The following is a 23166-nucleotide window of genomic DNA, read 5'->3' as shown; positions in this document are numbered from 1 at the left end:
TGCTTTGGTAACCCGGCATACCATTTCCTACAACCTGAACACGCAGTCAGTTGACTACACGTTGCGAGCTTCGCGCTCCTTTGCAGATGCCGTGGCACACACTTGGTTAATCATGGGTGAGCAGTCGGTGAGCAGTATTGACCTGTACGGTCTTTATTCCATCGCCGAGAGTCTGCCAGATAATCGCCTGGGCTACTTCGACTACACCTTTGACGATGAAAACGACTCGCTCGGTGATAGGGTACAGGCAATCTGCAATGCGGCATCTGTCATAGCGTATTGGGATGATGGTGTACTGACGTTTACCCGTGATCAAAAAGTTGTTCACCCGGCCGCCGTTTTCAATCGGGCGAATATGAAGACGGACGAGTACAAAATGACGTACGAGGCTACGCTTCCTGGTGGCTACGATGGCGTTCAGGTGTCCTACGTTCATCCGACCACGAACAACAAGACCTACATTAACTACCGCGTACTGAGCGGCGCCATTGTCGAGCAGGAAGCAGAGAACCCGAACAAGCTGGAGATAGTCGGCTTCCGTAACGAGTACCAGGCGCGGGAGCGCGCGCTACGCGAAACAAAGCGTCTGATCTACTCACGGGTGAAGATGAACGCCAAAGTGTTTGAGGACGGGATTATGCAAGTCGGTAGCGTCGTTCAGATAGCTGATATTTATGACAGTAACCAGCAGCAGGGTTACATCACTGGCCGTACTGGGAATAATTTTGATACAAGCGAGCCGATCACATTTACCGGTTCGATGTATGTCCTGGTGACAGACAACCTTGGTACTCCCACACTTCGATATCCGGCAACATCCCGCCATGACACTAAATACGGCTTCACTGCGGCGATCCCCAGCCTACAACTCAATATATGGAACGGAGAAACTGTGCAGCTCCCGTCGCGCTATCTGATTGCGACCGTGGAAGAACTGGACAGTCAGCTATGGACTGTCAACAGCATCAAACCAAACACTGATAACACCGTCTCTCTGAGCGTCGCAGAATATAGCGATTTGATTTACCCATAACCCTCGATTTGTTAACAACACAACCCGGCCATGTGCCGGGTTTTTTATTGGAAAAATTATGGCTACCCAACCCACAAATAACGCAGTACCAAGCGAATCCCCACGCGATCTTAAATTTAACGCGGGAAAAATTGATGAGTTCGTGACTTCTATGGGGTGGCAATACACAGACAGATTTGGTGTGAAGCATTACACGATTGAAGGGCTAAGATGGATTGCGCAGCAAGCTATCTCTGCATTTGGCTATATCACATTAAAGAGCTTCCAGCTCGGTGCGCCTTTACCAAATAACGAGCTAACACTTCCAAATCAAATTCTTCAGGATGAAACCGATGGGGAGTACTACCGCTGGGATGGTGAGATACCAAAGCGCGTACCTGCTGGCTCAACTCCGCAAAGCACTGGCGGGGTGGGAAAAGGTGCGTGGGTCTCGGTTGGAGATGCGTCACTGAGGGCAAATTTGGCGGATGATGGAGGTGTTGAATTAGTAAAAAACGCCGTTGATAAGCGTGGCGATGCGATGCAACGGTTGAATATCACGGGTGATTCCACTGCCAGCGCTACGGGGAATCTTGTAGTCGGTAATCTTCCAATCCCGGCAGGTAGTGATGCGGCTCGAGATGCAATTACTGTATCTCGTTTAATACAGAACGGCCCCACAAACTGTCACGCCTTTGCTGATAAGACTGTGATCGATACAGCAACGGACTATGGCGGATACGGCGCGTTTGATGCGACGACTGTACTAAAAGGACCTCACACACACAATCACGTATATAGTTACCAGGACAGAACTTTTTATGACGGTTCTGGAATTTTAGAAAACATGAGAGGGTTAATTTCAACACCATCTCATCGTGGCTCTGGAACAATACAGAACAGGATTGGTGCATATATTAATGATACGGTTCTTTCTGGGGCTGGGAATATTGTTGAGCAAAGTGGGTTGTATATCGAACATCTACAGGCTGCCGGTGCAAACGTTGCAATTAACGTCAGACAAGTTAGTGGTCTTGGATATTATTCGCCGTTTGGCGGGAAAATGTTCCAGAACGGCTCCGCGGGATTTGGTGTAGATCCTTCAGTATCTTTATTTCCAGTAAACTTTCGCGGCGACCAGTTAGGTACGTTCTACGGATTTGCCACAACTGATGGAAATGGAATGGCAATGGGTGTTACTGGTGATAATAAAATTCAACTTGTTGCCGCAGGAGAAACCAGATTACAAATAAAGCAGGCTGCGACGTTTAACAGGGCGATTACTCCAGGCAATGATAACTTAACCCCTTGTGGTGATCAGGTAAATAGGTTCAGCGAGGTTCATGCTGGCACAGGAGTAATCAACACCTCCGATGGAAGAGAAAAAACAAAGCCTATAACAGTAAGTGATTTATCAGAGAGGTTATGCGGAGAGGATAATTCAGATGTAATTTTAGATGCATGGGGTGATGTGTCTTTAATCGCGTTCAAGTGGCTGAGTGCAATTAAAGAAAAAGGCGATGACGCGAGGTGGCATTTCGGTGTAATAGCTCAACAAGTGAAGGAGGCATTTGATAAACGCGGAATAGATGGAACTATTTTTGGGTTACTTTGTTACGATGAGTGGGATGACCAGTTTGATATTATTCCAGCCGAAGTTATTCATCACCCAGATGAATTTAAAGATGAATTTTTGACTAATGAAGATGGAGAAACTTATATAAATAAAGTTCTCATCAAAGAGTCGTGGCATGAAGTGACAGAGCCGGAGAGAAAAGTATTGGTAACACCAGCCGGAAACAGATGGGGAATCCGAGCTGATCAGTGCCTTTGGCTTGAGGCCGCGTATCAACGAAGAGAAAGAAACAGACTGGATGAACGGGTCAAGAAACTAGAAGAAGCAGTATTTAAAACGAGCTAAATACCATTCTTCCATAGAGAGTATTCATCCCATAGCCATATGGCTATCATGAATAAATCAATCCCCAGCCATCCATTTCTATACGACACCCCTGTTATTAACATCAGCAGGCATGCAAGTCCCATTGCTCGGATAAACCAGTGGCCGATTTTTATGAATTTATCCATTAGCAATATCCTTATAAATAAATGAGGTAGGACATTACACTTGCAAAGTGTTTTTTTCAACAATGAAATGATAGCAATCACCGATCCCGCCTGAAAGCAGAGCAAGCCCACTCAGGTGGCCTATTTTAATAAAGCCGATAGTCCAACAGTGGTTGCTGTCTGCACTACTGCTTTCAATGCTTCAAAAGATAGCTCTCCAAGCTTAGATTTAGCTTTCTCTTTTTCTTCAGCGGACATATTTGATAGTGCGATGAGATCTTCGATCACGACCACAGCTTCACGGTGGAACTTGATAGTTGTTACATTCAGGATTGCTGATAAACCACCATCGTCACGCACAAAGTCGATACCCTTGCTGTTAATCTTTAATGACTCAAATTCGACTATGTAGCTACCTGATAAAACTTGCTTAATTACGACATTTATAAGGCCGTGATCACGAAGATAGAGCAAGTTTGCAACTAGTTCAGCTTGTCCGCCAAATGCTATACAGAAGTGGTTTTCCCTTTCTGTTGGCATGCGATACGGGGTTGCGTCATATAGACATTTAAGGAGTTCTCTCTGCAATTCTCTGTTGAATTTGTCCATGACTTCCCTTCAGATTTAATAAGTTGACCACCACTTAGGTGGGCTTTTTATTGTCTTTGTCATCATGATCAGGGAAAGCTAATTTTGACAACTTATCAACCACCCTGGTCATTTTCTCTAGAACTCCAATATATTCATCAATCGACTCATCCTTTGCCCTGATAACTGCACGCAATTCCCTGGCATCGCCAGCCGGGAAGCCGCTTTCTTCAGCTGCAATTGCATCCTCAATAATCTGAATGATCTCTGCATTCATTGATCTGCCATTTCGCTTTGCACGCTCGGCTACAGCATCCCTCATACCATCGGGGAATCTGACATTGAATTTGTCGTAGTCTTTAACCTGTTTTTCTGACATTTGCCCCCCTTAAAAAAATCAATGGTGCCATATTGCCATATCAATTCAATAGTGGCACTATGGCCCCGTAGTGGCAATATGGCCTCTAGGGGAAAGAGATGGAAAAGAACGAAGCAAAGACAACCCTGCGCTATCCGCAGAAGGTGAAAGAAGAGTTTAAGCGTATCGCCGATGAAGAGGGGCTTTCTGAAAACGCCGCACTTGTTCAGGCGTTGGTATGGGCTTTGAAGTTCAGAGGACAAATGCATGTGCAGTAAAAACGGCGAAGCCCAGAAGTGCGCTAACACCCTGGGCCTCTTATCGAACAAATCCGGCAAAGGAAATATCGACATGAATATTGTAGCTAAATCAGATCTTAACTTCCAGGGCATACATCTTCAGCCCGTAGAAAACATGGCAGAGACATGGCTGACTGCGAGCCAAATTGGCTACGCGCTTCAGTACGCCGATGATAAGGCTGTACAGCGTATCTATTCTCGCCATGCTGATGAATTTACGGAGAAAATGACAGGGGTGGTCAAAGTGACCACCCCTTACGGTGAGCAGATGACCCGCGCATTTTCACTTCGCGGTGCTCACTTGATTGCCATGTTTGCCCGTACAGCGAAAGCAAAGGAATTTCGTCGCTGGGTTCTGGATGTTCTTGAAAAAGAAGTTTCGGTATCGCCAATCCTATCCGGCTTGCCGGCAGAAGGATTGGATATCACGTTATCCTGGTGGTACGAAAACAATCTTTCTCTTCGGGTTAATAACCCTCCGCAGCCAAAGAGGCCTTTCCAGACGCCTAGCTTAAATGTGCAGCCTTACATGATGTATGGCGATGATGCGAAATCCCCAACGCTGCACCTTGTCTCGATACTGGAAGAAATGGGGTTCGATCTTTCTGGCCCACGAAGCGAGGTTGAAGTAATGCGAACCATGCTCAGGAAGATGTATCCAGAAATTAGAGAGATTGACGCGATCAGAAGGGTTTCGAAGGCAAGGAATGTTTATGTTCGCGGCGCGAAGGGAGAGCTTCTTCTTTCTTAAATTTGCTCTGACATACGGCAATAAAAAAGCCAGCAGTTACAGCTGCTGGCGTATGTCACAAACCCCAACTTTCACATAAGGAATGTCGAATGACTTCTAAGAATGTAGCAAAAGCAGGATCTGTTGTCACGAAAATGTCCAGTCGTGAGATTGCGACATTGACCGGGAAGCAGCACAAGCATGTGCTGGAAGATTGCCGGAAAATGTTTGAATCGCTCAATCTTCAATCGGCCGACTTTTCGGCCGATTACCAGGACGAAAGGGGACGTACATACCAGGAGTACTGGCTTGACCAGGATCTCACCATGACTCTGATGATGGGCTACAGCATTCCGCTGCGCCATAAGGTGGCAAAACGCTGGCGTCAGTTGGAGGCAGGGGAGGCACTCCCGTCTAAATCTGCTAGCGGCCTGGTAGAATTCCGTCAGGCTCGCACTCTGAAGATGACGGTAGAGGCAGTGACGAACCTTTTTGACTTGATGCCAAACCTTGCAGCAGAAGCACGACAGTGCGCAGCAGCTAACATCATCAACCCAATCGTTGGTTTCAATGCGATCCCCTTGCCTGTTATTGAGCAGCATTACTACACCGCTGGAGACATTGCCGATCAGCTTGGGTGCACGGCTAACAAAATTGGTCGCCTGGCTAACAAGCACAACCTGAAGACTGAGCAGTACGGAAAATTCTTCCTAGACAAATCGAAACACTCAGACAAGCAGGTAGAGGCGTTCCGCTATAATGCCAATGGCCTTGAGGCTCTGCGCCACCTGGTTCATGGTGCCGATGTAGCATAAGTATTTCGATTTTCGAAACACTTCAGCCAAACCCGCTTCTGCGGGTTTTTTATCATCTTTACCAATGGGGCAAAAAATTAGCGCAAAACAACTCAGGCAGGGAATGGGTTCGATTTGTCTTAAGCTAATGCTCTGTTGTGATGGTATTTTATTAGAGGTAATTTGGTGGCACTGTGAGGGCATTTTCATGCCTGGAGGCAGAAATGTGGACACAAAAAAGGCTTTGCTTGCCCTTATTTGTATTAAAACGTTTTTTGCTAAATAACTGTTCTGTACCTAAGTACCAGATTTTAAGCTTTTCGAGCCTCCAATCACATAAATAGATATTATTGTTCTATATTAATTTCTATGCTGAAATCATTTTATTAACATGTAAATTAATGTCTGGGTACATAAAACTCATTTTTTTGAATAAAACGATTGACTTATGAATGCTTGCCTGAGTGCGTTTACTGTGTGATAATGCCCGCCCTGCTGTATGTCAAGTCAACGGAAATCAATGACAATGTCAACCATCGACATAAAAAAAAGAACCCCGCAAGCAGTCCTGGCAGCAATTGGCTTAGCATTAACTTTGCGGGCTTTCTTCCCTGGGATAGTCAGTAGCGACGCGATTGATCAATACCAGCAAGCGACCAGTTTTATTTTCAGTGATTGGCACCCTCCAATCATGAGCTTTATTTGGTCAGTTGTTAACGACTGGATACCAGGCCCATTTGGAATGCTGTTACTTGAGTGCATTTTGTACTGGGGTGGGTTATTTCTTCTTTCTTTATCCATTCCACAATCGCATAGAAAACTTTCTTTAGCGGTTATAGTTGCTGGCTTCATGCCATTCACCGTTGGTACGCTTAGTCACATATGGAAAGACGTACTTCATGGAGTCATGTGGTTATTTGCTGTTGGTATTATTGGATTGTATTCCTACTTAGATAATGAAAAGGACAGAAGAATTAAAAAACTGCTGCTTGCATCGGGGGTAATGTTAGCTGCGGGAACCATGGTTCGTTTTAATGCAATTTTTGGTTTGCTCCCTTTGGTATGGCTTCTTTTTAGCAAAATAAATATTCAATCCTGGAAAAGGTGGGTGATAATACTTATCTTATTCCCAGCATGCACCATTCTATTAACGTCGGCATTTAATTACGGTTTTCTTAATGCAGCAAAGGGTAGGGCTTATCAATCATTAATAGTCTTTGATATTGGAGGAATATCTCATTTCTCTGGTAAAGATTACTTCAAAGAGAATTGGTCTAATTCTGAAAGTGATAAAGTAACATCAATTTGCTACAACTCAAAAGCATGGGATGTATATGCATGGGGTGAATGCAAGTTTGTGCTTAGCGATATTCAGGCATCAGGAGCATGGGCAGATGGAACCTTATTGAAAAAATGGGTTACTGCAATCTACAATGAACCTGGTGCATACCTGCAACACCGATATGAAAACTTCATGATTTTATTGTGGAATCCTAATTTAATATTGGGTGGCCAAACTGCAGATAATGATCTGGGTTTTAAATTTGAAAAAACAGGTATGTTCAGAACTCTTGAGGTGACAACTAATCTGCTAAAAGACAGTTTTGTTTTTAAACCTGGTTTTTGGCTTTTAGCATCTCTTTTGTTTTCTATGTATGGGTTGTTTGCCAAAAAATGTTTTACAAGGGATATGTTTTTGGCATTAAATGCATCAAGTTTCTTATACCTTCTTGCATACCTTTTTGTTGGTGTAGCTTCTGATTTTAGATACGCATATTGGTCAATACTGGCAACGTCAGCGAGCATTCCTTTTATTATGCTTTCTATAAAAACAAATAAATCATATTAACGAGGTTGTAATGTATTATCGTGGTCAACATGTAGCATTAATCGTTCCCTGTTACAATGAAGAGGCGGCGATAGAATCCGTAATACACGGATTTCGTGATGCTATGCCAGAGATTGATGTTTACGTTTTTGATAACAATTCAAGTGATCGCACTGCACTTGTTGCTTCCAGCGCTGGAGCAAAAGTAGTTTCTGTGCAACTTCCTGGAAAGGGGAATGTTGTAAGAAGAATGTTTGCCGATGTTGATGCTGACATCTACGTGATGGTCGATGGGGATGCAACTTATGATGCAAGCGCAGTTCAGTCTCTTGTTGACAAGCTTCTTGATAACCGACTAGATATGGTCGTCGGGTGTAGGGAAACCAAAGAAGAAATTGCTGGAGAGGCATACAGACGCGGCCACCAATGGGGTAATTACCTACTAACTCAAAGCGTTGTTAAAATATTCGGTGGAAACTTTACTGATATGCTTTCAGGATATCGGGTATTCACACGTAGATATGCTAAGTCTTTTCCGGCGCTTTCCAATGGTTTTGAAATTGAAACAGAACTTACAGTTCATGCGTTGGAACTTCGCATGCCATATGGTGAGATAATGACATCGTATGGGGCTCGTCCAGAAGGATCTGTGAGTAAATTGTCTACGTATCGAGATGGGTGGAGGATATTAAAAACAATTGGTCGACTATATATAAGTGAACGCCCATTTTCTTTCTTTGGAATTTTTGCTTTGATCATGGCAATGGTTTCGCTAGTGTTGGGATTCCCAATATTAACTGAATATCTTCAAGTAGGATTAGTTCCCAGGCTGCCAACGGCTGTGTTGGCAGCCTCTATCATGATAGCAGCTGCATTGTCGTTCGTTTGCGGTTTGGTTCTGGATAATGTCACAAGAGGGCGTCATGAAATGAAGCGGCTGGTCTACCTTGGTATTGCTCTTCCAGATACCAGAGAAGATAAATGAGAAAAGTTCTGAGAGAATTTTTTTTCTTCGGAATTAGTGGGGTATTCGGTTTCTTGATCGATACCTCGGTGCTTTACATGTTGCGTGAGTTCCTCGGGCCGTATGCAGCTCGAGGATTCTCATTTTTCTGCGCAGTTATTGTGACATGGCTATTCAATAGAAGGATCACATTTAAGGAAAATAGCTCTGGCATGAAGCCGCAAAGCGAATTTGTATCATACCTCGCGTTAATGCTGGCAGGCGGAGTGGTAAATTATGGTCTTTATAGTTGGCTTATATCCTCTTATAAATTAGTTAATGAAAATCCGATTATAGGCGTAGCTGCTGGGAGCATTGCAGGAATGTTAGTAAATTTGATTACTTCAAGGCTAGTACTATTCCGGAAAAAGTCGGACCGTTAATTAGCAAAAATATCATTTGCATAAATTAAAGATGCTTTAAAATATAGCCCACTCAGGTGGGCATTTTGTCATCTGTACCTGCTGGGCATCCAAGGAAAAAATTAGCACAAAGCAACTCAACACCGGTGCTGGTGAGGGTTGGCTTGCGCTAATGCCGTGCGCCATCTTCATGGCATGGGGCAATGATGGGACAAAAAACTAGCGCGAGGTTGCGTGAACTTCCCAACAGTCCAAACACTCTCGCGCTAAATCTCTGTCTTAAACGTGATGTTTCCTGTTCTTTCTCTATCTTACAATTTAACTCCTCATATGATGAACATGCAGGTTTAGTGCATGGGCTGATTGATTTCAGACGGGAGCAAGCCTTGTTTGCTCTTGTCTGGTATTTGACCGTGCGTTGTATTTTTGCCCCGCCTTTGACTCTTTCATTCATCCAGCTTGTGTCTTACCTGCACGTTAAGCGACGCACATCCGCGTTTTCACAACGTTAGTATGTTAAGTAAAATAGCGTTTTAACGCTAATCCCTGCCTGATACCCTTATTTATTTGACGTCAAAAGTAATTTCACTGCACTATCAGGACGATACCTTCAAGACACCGGAAGGGATTTCCGGTCTAAATGGGAGCGTCCTGTCAGCCTATGACCCCGCAACAAAAGCTAGAAGAACATTACGAGACATTAACCCCCGAGCTGCAGCGGGCCGCAGAGTTGAGCCTGCATAACATGAAGGACTTAATTGCGCTTTCGATGCGGGCATTTGCCACACGCATTGGCGTCAAGCCCGCCACGCTGCTGCGTCTGGCTCAGCGTCTGGGCTATGTCGGCTGGGGAGAGTTCAAAGCCGCCGTTATTCAGGAGCTTGGCCTCAATATTGAAACCCATCAGGCAAGGGCCGAAAAGCTGGTCGATAAGGGCAGCACGGCGTCGCTCTATCAGGAAGTGTTTGACGCCCATGCGGCAAATCTATCCCATACCGAGGCTGAAAATCCGCAGGCAATGGAACAGGCGGTTGATGTCCTGGATGCGGCCGAACATGTTTATGTGTGCGGCTTTCGGGCCAGCTATTCGGTGGCCTACACGCTGTTCTATATCTATCGCCTGTTTAATAAGAACGTGTCGCTTATCGACGGCCAGGCGAGCAATTACGAAATTTTCACCCGCGAGCTGACGCCCAAAGATGTGGTGTTGATGATAGGATTTGCCCCTTACTCGCGTGAGTCGCTGGACGTGCTGGGCGCGGCGCGGCAGGCCGGAAGCAAAATTGTTGCGCTGACAGACTCTCCACTCTCCCCACTCGCGAAACACGCCGCCAGCACGCTTTATTTCTCCGCGCACAGCCCGTCGTTCTTTCCTTCCGTAGTCTCGGCCATGGGCATTGCCGAGTGCTTGCTGGCGATGCTGGTGGCTAAACACGGAGACCGGGCGGTACAGAAAATTGCCAGCGCAGAGCGTTTCCTGCTGGATTCCGGGGCGTGGGTGAAGCCGGTTTGTTGAAAAAAGGGGCAGCTTTGCCCCTTGCATGATTAACGCTGAATAAGATAGCGAATGGTGGGGCCGTCCTGCTGAATATCCAACACCGTGTAGCCGTGGTTTTTGGCGTCCAGCGGGATGTTATTGATGGACTGCGGGCAGTCGCTGATCACTTCCAGGATCTCGCCTTTTTTCAGCTGCGGCATCGCCTCCAGCGTGGCAACAGCCGGGTAAGGGCAAGGCTCACCTACCATGTCCAGGCGGTAATCCGGGACAATGTTCTGACTCATGCGGTTTCTCCTGTTGTGGTGCCGATAGCCTGGTTTTTACGGCGAAAGAAGCGTTTTTCCCAGCCGACAATCAGCAGATAAGCGACGAGCAGCATCAGGTAAGTCACCAGCAGCCCGCCCAGTGGCCCAAAGGTATTCAGCAGGTTGACTTTATCCCAGCTGGTGGCGAGCGCCGGAGAAATATCATCCCAGAACCAGGCCAGCAGCGTAGAGCCAATCACGTTGCCGAGACCAACCCACCAGTAGTGAACCTGACCTTCAACCGCGCGATACATCCAGCCCGTTTCGCAGCCTCCGGCCAGCACGATACCAAAGCCAAACAACAGCCCGCCGATGATGGCGTTTGGCCCTGCCCACATGATTTTGGCTTCTACGCCAAGCTGAACATAGCTAAAGATGCCAATGGCGCTGACCCCCATCCCCAGAATAATTGCTTTGGCCATCTGGGTTCGGCCGGTGATCCACATGTCGCGGAAGGCGGAGGTGAAGCAAATCTGTGCGCGTTCGATAAGCAGGCCAAAGCCGACGCCAAACAGCATGGCGAGGCCGAGTTTTGGCTGGTTTATGGCGGTGAAACCCGCCCAGCCGAGCATGCCGATAAACACCAGCATTCCCATACGGAAACGGCGCTTAGCGCGATCCGGCTGCTGGGTGAGCGGGGAGGCAGCGGAGACTTTTTGCAGTTTGACCGGAATGCGGAACATCGGCAGCAGCGTGAAGCGCGCGCCAAACCAGCAGCCGATGGCGGTGGCAAGGGCGAAGAACCAGGCGTGCAGCGAAAACTGTGGGATCCCGGTAAAGAACGCCGCGAGGTTGCAACCCATTGCCAGTCGTGCGCCGAAGCCAGCAATGATCCCGCCGAGCACGGCCTGAATGATGCGGATGCGGTGCTGGGGCAAACGAAGCTTGACGTTATTGGCCCACAGGGCCGCGGCGAAACAGCCGCCAAACATGCCGATGATCATCATGCCGTCGATACGGGTTAGCGGGCTGCCGTCGAGGTGAATTAGCTTGTAGTAACCCCATTCTTCGGCGTGAATGCCCATCAGCTGCAGGAGCTGGCCGCCCCAGCGGGTGAATTCGCCGGTGACGGCCCAGAAGGTACCGGTGATGCCAAAGTAATAGGTGGAGAGGATCCCGGCCGCGATCACTGCGGGCATTGGTTTCCAGAAGGTTACCAGGTATTGGTGTTTAAAGGAGTGCCAGGTCATTGTTTTCGCCTCTGAACTCAGAAGAACGTGCCGCGAAGGGCAAAAGAAGGCGCCATCATACGCCCATCTTTTGGGCTTAACAGGCTGAAAAGACGAAAAAACAATCTGGATCAATTTTTGTGCCCTAGGCGGAATTGCTGGCAGGCATTGGGCTTTAATGCCAGAATTATTTTTTCTCCGCAGTCAGGATAGACGATGAAGAAGCTTTTAGTATTGGCGGCGCTGGTAGCACTGGGCGGCTGCACCGAGATCAGAGATTATAAGCAGGTCGTTCGTACCGAAGCACCGGCGGGTATGGCGGGCTACTGGCAGTCCAGCGGGCCACAGAGCGAGCTGGTTAGCCCGGAGGCGATTGCTTCGCTGGTGGTCACGCCCCAGGGCGATACGCTGGATTGCCGCCAGTGGCAGCGGGTGATTGGGGTTCCGGGTAAGCTGACGCATTTGTCTGGCGATCTGCGTAATGTCACCGTCAAGCGTGAGATTTACGACATCGGCCTAAACGGCGACACGCTGGAGTACGCCGGGATGACGTTGAAGCGTGTGGATCGTTTGACGCCGGAATGCGCTGATTTCCTGGCTAAAAATCCTTTAGATAGCCAACTGTCGAAAGGCTAAGGGAGAATGCCTCTCACTCCAGAGAGGTGAGAGGGCTGGTGCTCAACGCTGTGGCTGCGATTTCATTCTCTTACTTTTTTGGGGCTGTCTTGTAGTGACCAATAAGTTCTATGGAGGAACGGCTAAGCTTCCGTTCACTTTAATCCTCATTCCTATGTAGCTTCTGAGCTTGTGAACGTCTCAGGGGAGTCACCGTTACTCCCCTGAGAACCCGGAGTCCCGGCGAAATAAATCGACCGCGTGAGCGGCAAACCTCCGTTTTATCTCCCAGTCCTGGGTCGGCTGAGATGCGTTCCCGACGCTCTCAGCCTCCGGCCGTTCCCGACGCCCGGACCCTGGCCAGTCGGAGAGAAAACGGAGGCGATTTAAGCCGGACACGTTCACCGTGCAGTAAACGTGTAGGGAAAACAGGTCTACGGGTGAACGGAACAGCTCCCGGATTAAAGAGATCTCCCAAAAGATGTCAAATTCACAGCACATCCTCCAGCACCCAAACGCTAACGCTGCCGCCGTGACAGGTAAAGGTTGCGCTGCCGCCCGCGTCGGTGTGAATCGTTTCCTCGCGATTGCCGAGATAATCACGCCAGTTTTTCTCAGCGAAATCTTCCCCCAAGGTGACGTGCTTTTCGCCGTCATCGCCGTTGGACATGATGACTACGCAGCCTGGGGCTTCTGCCGTGCCGCTGCGGCTAAAGCCAATGCAGTTAGGGTGATCGAACCATAAAGTCTGCACACCGTGGGCAAAGCGCTCCCGGGCGTGAATCAGGTCATCCAGCTGTTCGATGACCGGCATATCAATGTGGTAGTTCTGCCCGTCGCCGCCTTTATCGTCGTAACTTGCGCCAAAGAGATCCGGGTAGAACACCGACGGTACGCCGTTTTCGCGCAGCAGAATTAGCGCATAGGCCAGCGGTTTAAACCAGGCTTCTACGGGCGCTTCAAGCGCCTGCAGCGGCTGGGTGTCGTGGTTAGCCACCAGCGTGACGGCGTGGAACGGGTCGGCCTCAACCAGCGTGCCGGTGAAAATCTGGCTCATGTCGTAGTCACGCCCAAGCCGGGATGCCTCATGGAATTTCATTTGTAGAGGGGCATCAAACAGCATCGTTTTGCCCTCTACCTGGGCGATGTATTCCAGCAGTTTGTCCACTTCATGGGACCAGTATTCCGCCACGATAAACAGCGGCGTTTCCGTCACGTCCTGGACGTGCTCAATCCACTCTTTATAAAACCAGGCCGGGATGTGTTTGACGGCATCGAGCCGAAAGCCGTTGCACTGCGTCTGGGCCATCACCCAGCGCGCCCAGTATTTAAGCTCTTCGGTCACCGCATGGTTGCGGAAGTCGATATTGGCGCCCATCAGATAATCGAAATTCCCCAGCTCGTCGTCCACCTGGTCGTTCCAGCCGTCGCCGGTGTAGTCATTGACGATTTTGAAGATGCCGTCTTCATCGGGGTTTTCAATATGATCGACGCCGCTGAAGCATTTGTAGTCCCAGATGAACTGTGAGAATTGTCCGGCACGGGCGGGAAAGGTGTAGCGGGTCCAGGCCTCGCAGTCGATAACCTCGGGCGAGATCTCGTTGCGATTATCGGCATTTACCCGGTTGACGCGGATGTGCTCTTTTTCGTCGGCGCCCATTTTATGGTTCACGACAACGTCCAGCAGCACCGAAACTCCGTTTTCCCGCAGGGCTTTTATGGCCGCCAGCAGCTGTGCTTTATCCCCGTACTTGGTGGCGATGCTACCTTTCTGGTCAAACTCACCGAGGTCAAAGAGATCGTAACTGTCGTAGCCAACCGAATAACCGCCCGCGCTGCCTTTATACGCAGGGGGAAGCCAAACCATGTTGATGCCGATGTCGCTGAGGCTGGCCGCACGGTCGGCCACTTCTGACCAGAGCGTTCCGTCGCCGGGGGTGTACCAGTGAAAAAATTGTAACAGGGTGGGGTTCGTCATCTTGTCCGTGCTCCAGAAGTCATTTAGCTGACCTCTGGAGTATGGAATAAGAATCGAAATACGGCAGGTTTACTGGTTCAGATCGCTCGGTGTTAACACGTTGCCGGAGAGAAAACCGTAGGTGTTGTTCAGTGATTTCTGACGGCCGCTCTGGTCAATCAGGTCGCGAAGCTCACTCAGACGGCTGTTAAGCAGCCCTTTAATCTCATTTTCATTGGCGAGAATCAGATCAAGCAGCGCCTTAGCTTCTTCCTGACTTCTTTGGCTTGACTGCGCAATTGGGTTGCTGGCAATCGACTCTACCAGTTGAACATATTTAACCTCATGATCAATCAGCTCATCCCACCTTCCGCTATGGGCAAGGTCAAGCATGGTTTGACTGAGGGCGAGCAGGGCACGCCATCCATTGAGGGATGAGATGAAATCATTCATCAGATAGCATCCTGAAATGTAGGGGAAGTAGGGCCGATTTGCTTCCATGCATCCGCGATGTTTGCAAGTAATCTTTCGACTTCGGCGATGGCCTCTACGTCATTACGCAAATTAGCGTGTAGGAGACGCCTGACCATGTAATCGTAAAGATTCGCGAGGTTAGCGGGCAAATCTCCTCCGACATCCATATTCAGGCCGGCTTTCAGGCCATTATCAATAATGTTAATGGCTTTTGAGAGCGCCTCGCCTTTTTGCGGTATTTGTTCCTGTTCAAGAAACAAGCGTGCACGAACCAGGGCACTGAGTGCCCCATCGAACAACATCACCACGAGCTGGTGTGGACTGGCACTCATAACGGCGCTTTCCAGACCGACCTGTTGATAGGCTTGTACACCAGAACTCTTGTACATACAAAATCCTTAGCTTTTGTTGAATTGCTGCGCCAGATAGTTCCCCATGTTTGTCATCGAGTTAACAAGGCTTGCCAGAGAAGTAAACTGTGCCTTGTAACGCGCCATGGTTTCGTCGATGCTGTCACTCATCGCCTGTTTACGATCGGCCACGGTTTTCAATGTTGAGGTCAGGCCATCCTGCGCATTTTTAATCACGCCAGCGTTAATGGAGCTGGTGCTCAGCATATTGTTCAGTTTGGTATCCAGCTGTGTCGCAAACCCTGTCGTTTTCCCGTCGCCTACAAAGTAGTTAATAACGCCCTGCGGGTTGTCGGATAACGCTTTGGTTAATTGGGTATCATTGACTTTTAGCTGGCTGGAGCCATCCGGGGCCAGTACGGGATCCTGGGTAATGCCCAACTGCGCCATAATGCTGTAATCGCCGCCCTGTACCTGGGTCAGCATGCTACGGATATCAGCCTGGATACCGCGTACGGTACTGTCCCCGACGAGTGCGCCGTTGTTTGGATCCTGGGCGGATCCTGGGTCAACTTTTACATATTTGGTCACGGTAGCAATCGTTGACTGAAGGGTGTTATAGGCTTTAACCCAGTCATTAATCACTTTCTTGCTGGCATCGCTGGTACGCGCCACGCTCAGCGTTTCATCGGCCGTGCTCTTCGCCTTAAGGTTCAACGTTACGCCCGGCATGGCATCAGAGATGGTGTTGCTCTGACGCTCAATCATGACGCCGTTCACTTTCACCTGAGCATTTTGCGAAGCCGTTTGCTCTGTTAAAGCCCCGGTCTTGCTCGTTGAGTTGTACCCAATCACGCCCTGGAGCTGGTCATCACCGGTGACGGTGATGGTCATATCTGACTGCGTGCCGGTGCTCTTGGAAGCAATCATCAGGCGATAGTCGCCGTCGTTAGCTTTAACCACGGATGCCGAGACGTTTCCGCCCGCGGCGTTAATCGCTTTTGCAATACCGTTTAATGAGGTATCGCCGTCGGCAAGCGACACGCTCAGTGGCTTAGTGGTGCCAGGCTGAGTAATCGTTATCGTACGTGTACCGCCGGTGGTCGCACCCTGCTGCGCAGTGTTGCTGCTGATGCTGCCGGTTGAGAGCACCTGAGCCTTCGCCATCTGCTGTACGTTAATTGTATAGTCAGCAAGGATAGCGTCACTGGTCGTGGTCGCGCTAAAAGCGGTATTGGTACTGGTGACGGAGGTAGACACCAGAGAACCCTTCGCTGTTAACGCAGCGGTAGCCGTTTCCAGTCCGGAAATCGCGGTTTTCAACTGACCAAAGGCGCTAAACTGGGCTTGATAAGTCTTTGTTTGTGTATCAAAGATGGTTAATTTTGTTTGTTCAGCCGTGTAAAGCTTATCGTAAGTATCCTGGAGGTTCAGGCTGGTACCTGCCCCGAGGCTTGAAATCGATGCCATTGATGTCTTCCTTTAAGTCGCTGGTAGTTTCATTCACTTATCGGCTGACTCAATGAAAAGTTTACAGCCGGGGAAAAAAAATAATCAGCCGAATAGCAGGCAGTGGATCGGCCTTATATGACGATTGTCGGAAAAGACGGTGACATTAATAGCGTGGTCGATGGCGTAAAGGGAGGCAAAGATATATTTTCTCGAATGCGCTAAGCCGCGTTTAAAAGTGCAGGAAAGGTTAAGTTTAGCGCGGGTTGTAAATTTAATTTCTTTATAATTCAGTAATTTGATTTTTTTTTATCATTAATTCTAAAGTTGGCACAGAGGGCGTCGATAACCTTGTTGACGGTGAGAGACGCCGTGAGTGTTAGGCACCGAACCTAAACCCAATTTTTAAGGAATTAATACTATGTCCGTAATCAATACTAACCTGCTGTCCCTGACTACTCAGAACAACCTGAGCAAAGCTCAGTCTTCCCTGGGTACCGCTATCGAGCGTCTGTCTTCCGGTATGCGTATCAACAGCGCGAAAGACGATGCTGCTGGTCAGGCGATTGCCAACCGTATGACTTCCCAGGTTAAGGGTATGACTCAGGCGGCTCGTAACGCTAACGACGGTATCTCTCTGGTTCAGACCGCTGAAGGTAACCTGAACGAGATCAACACCAACTTACAGCGTATCCGTGAACTGTCCCTGCAGGCCGCGAACGACACCAACGGCACCACTGACCTGGCATCCGTACAGACTGAAATCACCCAGCGTCTGTCTGAAATCGACCGCATCGCAGGCGGCGCTTCTTTCAACGGCAAAAACCTGCTGAACGGTTCCGTAACTACTGGCTTGAACATTCAGGTTGGCGCTAACACCACCTCTAACGATACCATCGTTATCGGCAGCGACTCTCTGATCAACGCATCTTCCGGTAGCCTGAGCAGTGGTCTGAGCACCGCTATTACCGACCACTCTACTGCACAGGCTGTTGTTTCTGCTGCTGATGCTGCTATCGCGAAAATCGATACTGCACGTTCTAACATGGGTGCGATTCAGAACCGTTTCGAATCTACCATCAACAACCTGAACAACTCCATCACCAACCTGTCTGCTGCTCAGTCCCGTATCCAGGACGCTGACTACGCGACCGAAGTATCTAACATGAGCCGCGCGCAGATCCTGCAGCAGGCTGGTACTTCTGTACTGTCTCAGGCAAACCAGGTTCCACAGGCGATGCTGTCCCTGCTGCGTTAATTTCGCAGACCGCTACAAGAAAGGTTGCTGGAAACAGCAGCCTTTTTTTGTTTTTGCCAAAAGGAGAGGCGCAGGGCGTTTTTAATATGAAGGTTAAGCCGTTAATTTCGGTTTTGTTCAGCGCATTATGCTTACTGGGCGGGTGCTAGCATCAGACAATCACCCGTCTGGCAAAATATTGCAACCTAAAGGACAGTTATGAATAGTTTCTCCCGCACTCGGGCAATGCATCAATATTACCGCGATCTGTTTACCCGGGCGATTCACCTGCCGGAAGCCGATGCTTTACCTGCGTGGCTGGTGACCGAAGTCCTTAATTTTGCCAATCCTGATTTTGCTGCCCTCGACGATAAATTAAACCAGGCACAGACGGGGTTGAATCTCGAGCAAGACAGAGCGTTAAAGCTGATGATGAGGGCGATTATTCTGTCAAATGTGGCGCTCTGCGGCCCATCTGGAGAAAAGTCGCAGGCGGTTGACGCGGAGAATGTTGAGAAAATCACGCAATGTATCGTTGAAGCGCTTAAGCTTGACGGGAATAAAAATTATCTGGTTGCCGCCGTTCAGATCCTGTTCCGCATTAATGAAATAAACTCCGCCGTTTTCCTTATTTCCAATAATCTTTCCGAGCTCAGTGAGTCACCCGTTGCGCTAAAAATACTCTTGCTCATCTGCCTGATGGAAGAAGATTTTAATCAGGCCTATGTCATTATTCAGCAGCTTACTGAGAACATGGCGCTTATCGGGGAAGATCCTATGGCGCTGCTGATGGTTGTCACGGCTATCTACAAGCTGGGAGGCCGCCCGGACTCCTTTATCGATTTCAGCCCGTTAGACGTGCCTGACTGGCAGCCTGACGCTGGCCGTTATAGCTGGTTAATTGAGCCGGTAAATAACAATAAAACTACCGTGCTGGTCGCTTGCGATGGCGCCGGCTTTACCGCTCATGGCCTGCCGCTGCTGCTTTCTCTGTTCGACACCAATCGCGACGAGCTTAACGTTCATTTCCATATTTACAACTGTGATGCTGGCCTGGCCCAGCAGATTACTGGGCTTCGCAACGCGATGCCTGAGCTGGCTATTTCGTTAAGCAGCGAGGCAGTGACTCCAGGAACGGCAGCGAATGTGCACTATGCCAGTCGCCGGCTGGTCTTTTTATCTCATGCGCTGGAAAAAATGACCACGCCTGTCCTGCTGCTCGAGGCGAACAGCCTCGTCAGGAAGTCGTGGGCCGGGATGGAAGGGCAGTTAGATGTGAAAGATTTACTGCTGACCTGGGATGAAACCGCGCCGTTCTGGGCGTCGATTCTGGCGGCGTGTCTCTATTGTGAAGGGGGCGAGCTGTCGACGAAATATCTGGCCGCCGTGGCCCGGTTTATCGATCGCAATTTACAGCGCAACAATGCTGAACGGTTTCTCAATCAAGTGGCACTGGCCGCTGTCGAAAATGAGCTTAGTGCACTGGATAAAATGGCAATAGGCCGGGCTCAGCCGCATACGCTGGTGGATGCGGCACACGGCGAGGACGCGTTTAGTTGGATACTGGCTCACTCCGGGGTTGAGAGTGAGGATTACCGTCGATACAAAGCGTCGCTGTTGGAAAAGTACAGCGCGTTAATCGGTTGAGTCTGCATTTATTTCTTCAAAATAATGGATAAGCATAACGTGAGTCAGTATTACCCGGATCATCGTATTTCGCCCGTTGCTATTCAGTCTGCGGCCTGCGTCTACCATCTTTCTACGGTGGAGCCTGCGCACGCTCGCGTGCTGGAAATAGGGTGCGGCGAGGGAGGATGCATTACGGCCCACGCGCTGGCGTACCCGGAAAGCCAGGTGATGGGGATTGATATTGATGAAAGCTTGATTGCCGCAGGGCAGCGCCATACTCAGGCATTAGGGATCAGCAATATTGAGCTGTTCTCCGCCGGACTTGGGGATATTCTCGCCACCGAAGGCGGGCAGTTTGACTACATCGTGATTCGCGGTGTTTTCTCTTTACTCGGCCGCCAGGAGCGAGAGGCACTCTTGCTCTGGTGCCGCCAAAATCTTTCTGCCTCTGGCGTGGTCTGCCTGCACTGGTATCCCTCCACCGGCGAACCTGAGACCACGGCCATTCGCGAGGCGCTTAGCTACCATGCAGCCCGGGGCGCGAATGCCGATCCTGAGTCTCAGGTTAATGCTGCGCGAGGCATGCTGAGCTATCTGGCGATGACGCTACCGGAAGGGACACTTAAAGCCCAGGTTGAAGAGGCTGAGAAAGAGAGCGATCTTGCCCTGACCCTGCGTTATCTCTCTCAGACCACGGCAGCCTTGTCTTTTACTGAGTTTTGCCATCAGGTCAGCGACCTGGGATTGCACTACGCTGGCGATGCCGTGCCTCAGTATGAGCTGCCGCGCGCTTATGGTGAAAAGGTCGCAACGCTACACGCCCTCGTCGCCGGGCAGCAGCGCATTGCCGCCCAACAATATCTTGATTTTGCGGTATCGCGTACCGAACGCTTTAGTCTGCTCAGTGCGACCATAACCGAAGAACACTTCCCGGCATTGCCCGATAGTTCGTGCCTCGAATCACTTTATTGGGCGGGAAACTTTAGCCGCAAAATGAACGAGAATGGGGCTATATACAACGGCCATATTGGCGGGAATGGGCAGCAATCCAGTAGTGAGAATCCGATCACTTTACGCATTCTGGATCTGCTTGGGGCCGCCTGGCCATTCAGCCTGAGCGTTGAACAGTTGGTCATTAACTGCCGCAAGCCGGAAGACAATACCGACGTGCGCGAGGCAGTGCTGAAAGTGCTGGAAGATCTGTATCTCACTCAGCCGGCGGGACTCTACTGGCGCTGTACTCCAGGCGCGTATGATCGGGCTGAAAATGACACGCTACAGCCCATTTTATCGCTGAAAAACGGCGTGCCAGAAGGGAATGCTTCGCAAGTTTATAGAAACCTCTGGGGCGATGAATTTTCTGTCACGCCGGAAGAATGGCGCTATTTGCAACACGGTTTAGCCGGTGTGGATGCCGAGGCGTGGCAGTGTTTTATGTCGCTACGTAAAAAAGGCGCGTTGACGGGGTCTCCGACTGCCTGGAAAAAGCACTACCAGCTTTTTTTACGTACGGGGAAAACACAATTTTTGCTGCCGCTGTTAAACAATTTGCTGCTGCTGAGTGTTTCCATATCGCGAGGTGGCTTGCTTAGCAAAGATGTTAATGACTTACCCCAGCGTGAATCAGAACACGCGGAAGACACTTACGACCGGATTAACCGTTTAATTCGTGAGAAAAAGATCCAGGATGCGAAAACCTGTGCTGAGAAGCTGCTGAAAGAGAACCCGGAGGATATTGCCGCGCTGCGCTGTTATTCGCGAACGCTTGTGCTGTCCAATCGCTGGGATGAAGCAAAAGAAGTGCTTTGTCGGTTGATGGGACACTATTTCTCCAGTCTGGATATTTATTACGATCTGGCGACAGGGCTACAGAAAACAAACCAACATTATTACGCGATTCTTCTTCTGCAGGGGTTGTTAAGGCTGGAAGATAAAAACGTCAATTTCTGGCATAGCCTTGCGTACTCATATTATCAGCTGGGTGAAATGTCCCTGGCGGAAAAATGCTCTCGTGTTTCGTTGCGCTGCGACGAGGTGAAAGCGATTCACTATGCCACGATGGGGGTGATTCTCAGCGATAGCCAAAAACTTGACGAGGCCGCCTGGTTTCTTAACAAAGCGATAGCGCTGGAACCGAGTAATTTTGATTACTTTACCGCACTGCTGTTTGCAATGACCCACGACCATAAGGTCACGGCAGAGCAGCTTTACCAGAAACATCTGCAATACGGTGAGACGGTAGGAGCATGGGCCGCGGCCTGTCATCTGCAACTGCCTTATCGGGGTATAAAGAATCCTGATAAAAAACTGCGCGTGGGCTTTGTTTCCGGAGATTTACGCAAGCATCCCGTGAGCCACTTCCTGGCGCCGTTCTGGGATGGGCTGGACAGAAATCATTTCGAGCTGGTGGGGTACAGCACCTCTTATGTTCATGATGAGGTCACTGAACATTTTGCAGCCGGTTCCGTGCTATGGCGGCAGGTGGACAAGCTAAGCAACCAGCAGCTTGCCGAACAGGTTTATCATGACGGGATTGATATTCTGTTTGATCTCTCGGGCCACACCTCTGACAACCGTCTGCCGGCGTTTGCGCTTCGCCCCGCACCGGTGCAAATCTCCTGGATTGGCTACCCTGGCACAACCGGTTTGAAAACGATGGATTACCGCATTGTGACCGCGACGCTCGCTGAGCCAGCCGATCTTGAACAGCAGCTGACCGAAAGCATTATGTTTATTGAGATGCGTAAGTTCTTTGAGCCCGATCCGCAAAGCCCTGACATCGAAACTCTCCCGGCGCTTAAAAACGGTTACCTCACTTTCGGCAGCTTTAATCGCCCTAAAAAGATCAACGATGAAGTCCTCAGAGTGTGGGCCTCAATTCTGGCACAGTCTCCGGACGCCAAATTTGTTATCGGTTTTATGAACGATGAAAAAATGGTGGCCGAGATGACGAGGAAACTCGAGCTGCTGGGTATTGCACCGTCGCGCCTGATATTCAAGAAAAGAGCGCCGCTGCTTGATTATCTGGCTTACCACAATGAAATCGACATTTTACTGGATGCATTTCCCTACTCTGGCGGCACCACCAGTAACCACGCCTGCTGGATGGGCGTGCCAACGCTGACGCTGTGCGGTGCCACGATGGCTGCCCGACAGGGCGTCGATATTATGCGCATTCATGGGCTGGAAAACTTTATTGCCTACGGCGAAGAGGATTACATCCAGAAGGCGCTGAGCTGGCGCGACCGACTCCCTGAACTGAATGAAATACGCATGACAATGCGTGAAAGAATGCCGGCGGAAACCGCAGATGGCTTTAACGTCGCCGGTACATTTGGACGCGCATTGCGGGAAGCATGGCGAATTTACTGTGCCGGTGAAGCGCACCGTACGTTCACAGTATTGGAATAAGGCGCGGGCCGCGCCAACTGGTTTCACACCG

21 protein-coding genes are annotated in these 23166 nt (G+C 49.5%); 13 read left to right on the top strand and 8 right to left on the bottom strand.

Features of this window, described 5'->3' with window-relative positions; translation table 11 throughout:
- Positions 1 to 1033, top strand: a 1033-nt coding sequence (locus WFK85_RS11570) for a host specificity factor TipJ family phage tail protein (protein ID WP_336821302.1), incomplete at its 5' end; no start/stop codon positions are given.
- Between the two features lie 58 nt (positions 1034 to 1091).
- Complete coding sequence (locus WFK85_RS11565) at positions 1092 to 2933, top strand: tail fiber domain-containing protein (RefSeq protein ID WP_166991759.1); 1842 nt, start codon at positions 1092 to 1094, stop codon at positions 2931 to 2933.
- A 287-nt stretch (positions 2934 to 3220) separates the two neighbouring features.
- Here the strand turns inward: WFK85_RS11565 and WFK85_RS11560 are convergent, their stop codons facing one another.
- Together WFK85_RS11560 and WFK85_RS11555 are read right to left on the bottom strand one after the other, a co-directional pair.
- On the bottom strand, positions 3221 to 3688 hold the full coding sequence (locus WFK85_RS11560) for a hypothetical protein (protein WP_336708267.1): 468 nt from the start codon (positions 3686 to 3688) through the stop codon (positions 3221 to 3223).
- A gap of 34 nt (positions 3689 to 3722) precedes the next feature.
- Positions 3723 to 4046 (bottom strand): Arc family DNA-binding protein, encoded by a 324-nt coding sequence (locus WFK85_RS11555; RefSeq protein ID WP_166991762.1) that lies wholly within the window; start codon positions 4044 to 4046, stop codon positions 3723 to 3725.
- A 98-nt stretch (positions 4047 to 4144) separates the two neighbouring features.
- On the opposite strand from WFK85_RS11555, the gene WFK85_RS11550 reads away from it, so the two are divergent.
- The 7 genes from WFK85_RS11550 (at position 4145) to WFK85_RS11520 (ending at position 10557) form a co-directional block, all read left to right on the top strand.
- Complete coding sequence (locus WFK85_RS11550) at positions 4145 to 4303, top strand: hypothetical protein (RefSeq protein WP_008456791.1); 159 nt, start codon at positions 4145 to 4147, stop codon at positions 4301 to 4303.
- On the top strand, positions 4293 to 5075 hold the full coding sequence (locus WFK85_RS11545; protein WP_166991765.1) for a BRO family protein: 783 nt from the start codon (positions 4293 to 4295) through the stop codon (positions 5073 to 5075). The genes WFK85_RS11550 and WFK85_RS11545 overlap by 11 nt, the downstream gene beginning before the upstream one ends.
- Positions 5076 to 5164: 89 nt before the next feature.
- The gene (locus WFK85_RS11540) at positions 5165 to 5869 is read left to right on the top strand and encodes a Rha family transcriptional regulator (RefSeq protein WP_166991768.1); all 705 of its coding nucleotides are present in this window, start codon (positions 5165 to 5167) and stop codon (positions 5867 to 5869) included.
- 505 nt (positions 5870 to 6374) lie between these two features.
- Positions 6375 to 7697 carry a hypothetical protein gene (locus tag WFK85_RS11535; protein ID WP_336708264.1) on the top strand — a complete coding sequence of 441 codons (1323 nt, stop codon included), beginning with the start codon at positions 6375 to 6377 and terminating at the stop codon, positions 7695 to 7697.
- Positions 7698 to 7707: 10 nt separating this feature from the next.
- On the top strand, positions 7708 to 8661 hold the full coding sequence (locus WFK85_RS11530) for a glycosyltransferase (RefSeq protein ID WP_166991774.1): 954 nt from the start codon (positions 7708 to 7710) through the stop codon (positions 8659 to 8661).
- Positions 8658 to 9062 (top strand): GtrA family protein, encoded by a 405-nt coding sequence (locus WFK85_RS11525; protein ID WP_008459974.1) that lies wholly within the window; start codon positions 8658 to 8660, stop codon positions 9060 to 9062. The genes WFK85_RS11530 and WFK85_RS11525 overlap by 4 nt, the downstream gene beginning before the upstream one ends.
- Before the next feature lie 640 nt (positions 9063 to 9702).
- The gene (locus tag WFK85_RS11520; protein WP_166991511.1) at positions 9703 to 10557 is read left to right on the top strand and encodes an SIS domain-containing protein; all 855 of its coding nucleotides are present in this window, start codon (positions 9703 to 9705) and stop codon (positions 10555 to 10557) included.
- A 29-nt stretch (positions 10558 to 10586) separates the two neighbouring features.
- Here WFK85_RS11520 and yedF read toward each other — a convergent pair whose 3' ends face one another.
- Positions 10587 to 10823, bottom strand: coding sequence for a sulfurtransferase-like selenium metabolism protein YedF (yedF, locus tag WFK85_RS11515; RefSeq protein WP_008459977.1), 237 nt, complete (start codon positions 10821 to 10823; stop codon positions 10587 to 10589).
- On the bottom strand, positions 10820 to 12034 hold the full coding sequence (gene yedE, locus WFK85_RS11510) for a selenium metabolism membrane protein YedE/FdhT (protein WP_166991517.1): 1215 nt from the start codon (positions 12032 to 12034) through the stop codon (positions 10820 to 10822). The genes yedF and yedE overlap by 4 nt, the downstream gene beginning before the upstream one ends.
- Before the next feature lie 195 nt (positions 12035 to 12229).
- Between yedE and yedD the strand changes: the two genes are divergently transcribed.
- On the top strand, positions 12230 to 12649 hold the full coding sequence (gene yedD, locus WFK85_RS11505; RefSeq protein WP_008459981.1) for a lipoprotein YedD: 420 nt from the start codon (positions 12230 to 12232) through the stop codon (positions 12647 to 12649).
- 469 nt (positions 12650 to 13118) lie between these two features.
- On the opposite strand, the gene amyA is transcribed toward yedD, so the two are convergent.
- From amyA to fliD, 4 genes are all read right to left on the bottom strand, one after another.
- The gene (gene amyA / locus WFK85_RS11500) at positions 13119 to 14606 is read right to left on the bottom strand and encodes an alpha-amylase (protein ID WP_336708261.1); all 1488 of its coding nucleotides are present in this window, start codon (positions 14604 to 14606) and stop codon (positions 13119 to 13121) included.
- Between the two features lie 69 nt (positions 14607 to 14675).
- Entirely contained in the window at positions 14676 to 15038 is a 363-nt protein-coding gene (fliT, locus tag WFK85_RS11495; protein WP_008453799.1) for a flagella biosynthesis regulatory protein FliT, read from the bottom strand.
- Positions 15038 to 15448 carry a flagellar export chaperone FliS gene (gene fliS / locus WFK85_RS11490; protein ID WP_008453801.1) on the bottom strand — a complete coding sequence of 137 codons (411 nt, stop codon included), beginning with the start codon at positions 15446 to 15448 and terminating at the stop codon, positions 15038 to 15040. The genes fliT and fliS overlap by 1 nt, the downstream gene beginning before the upstream one ends.
- A 9-nt stretch (positions 15449 to 15457) precedes the next feature.
- On the bottom strand, positions 15458 to 16879 hold the full coding sequence (fliD, locus tag WFK85_RS11485) for a flagellar filament capping protein FliD (protein WP_336708258.1): 1422 nt from the start codon (positions 16877 to 16879) through the stop codon (positions 15458 to 15460).
- 400 nt (positions 16880 to 17279) lie between these two features.
- Between fliD and WFK85_RS11480 the strand changes: the two genes are divergently transcribed.
- From WFK85_RS11480 to WFK85_RS11470, 3 genes are all read left to right on the top strand, one after another.
- Entirely contained in the window at positions 17280 to 18116 is an 837-nt protein-coding gene (locus WFK85_RS11480) for a flagellin N-terminal helical domain-containing protein (RefSeq protein WP_166991523.1), read from the top strand.
- A gap of 198 nt (positions 18117 to 18314) precedes the next feature.
- A complete protein-coding gene (locus tag WFK85_RS11475) occupies positions 18315 to 19742 on the top strand; it encodes a hypothetical protein (RefSeq protein ID WP_166991526.1) in 1428 nt (475 codons plus the stop codon).
- Positions 19743 to 19781: 39 nt separating this feature from the next.
- Positions 19782 to 23135 (top strand): O-linked N-acetylglucosamine transferase family protein, encoded by a 3354-nt coding sequence (locus WFK85_RS11470; RefSeq protein ID WP_336708256.1) that lies wholly within the window; start codon positions 19782 to 19784, stop codon positions 23133 to 23135.
- Positions 23136 to 23166 lie beyond the last annotated feature (31 nt).

The organism is Cedecea sp. VD22, from assembly GCF_037150195.1.
In the GTDB taxonomy this organism is placed as follows: domain Bacteria; phylum Pseudomonadota; class Gammaproteobacteria; order Enterobacterales; family Enterobacteriaceae; genus Cedecea.
This window is presented reverse-complemented; position numbering and strand designations above follow the sequence as displayed.